Source organism: Falsirhodobacter sp. alg1 (assembly GCF_000739715.2).
GTDB lineage: Bacteria > Pseudomonadota > Alphaproteobacteria > Rhodobacterales > Rhodobacteraceae > Falsirhodobacter.
The window spans coordinates 1-596 of record NZ_BBJC02000077.1 but is presented as its reverse complement, the minus strand read 5'-3'; the positions used below and the strand labels follow the sequence as shown (position 1 = coordinate 596).

Annotated in this window: 1 protein-coding gene; it reads left to right on the top strand. The window is 61.3% G+C overall.

The features are described from left to right. Positions 1-85: 85 nt before the first annotated feature. On the top strand, positions 86-343 hold the full coding sequence (locus TR36_RS14270; RefSeq protein ID WP_045394359.1) for a PQQ-binding-like beta-propeller repeat protein: 258 nt from the start codon (positions 86-88) through the stop codon (positions 341-343). Positions 344-596 lie beyond the last annotated feature (253 nt).

Sequence of the window (596 nt, the reverse complement as noted above, 5' to 3'; positions counted from 1 at the left end):
GATGTCACCACGGGTGATATCGCATGGAAGCACAAGAACGGCACCGTACGCGACATGACCCCCTTCCCTCCCCTTCGAGCTGGGGGTGCCGGGTATCGGCGGGCCGATGATCACCAAGGGGGGCGTTGCCTTTCTCGGGGCGGCGGTGGACGATTACCTGCGCGGATACGATCTGACCACGGGCGAGGTTCTGTGGAAGGCACGGCTTCCGGCAGGCGGACAATCGACCCCCATGACCTATGAACAGGACGGTCGCCAGTATGTCCTGATCGTGGCGGGTGGCCATGGTTCTGTCGGCACCAAACCGGGCGATTACGTGATCGCCTACACCCTGCCCCCCTAAATTAACCCSKWAAAAAGGGGTCGGTCCCGGTCCCGGGGTTCGGCCCCNTTTTTTTCCCNAACGTACCCGGTTACCGGTNCCNGACCNGAANGNTACTAGNCCCGGNANTCCCANGGGCCAAGACCAACGNCGGGCCAGAACCGCAACCACGGCAATCAGGCAGATATAGGGTACACTCATACGATCGGGGCATTCCCCTTCGGCGCGATATTGATGGTCTGGTCGTGACAGCATGGTATCCTCTCCCTTATGC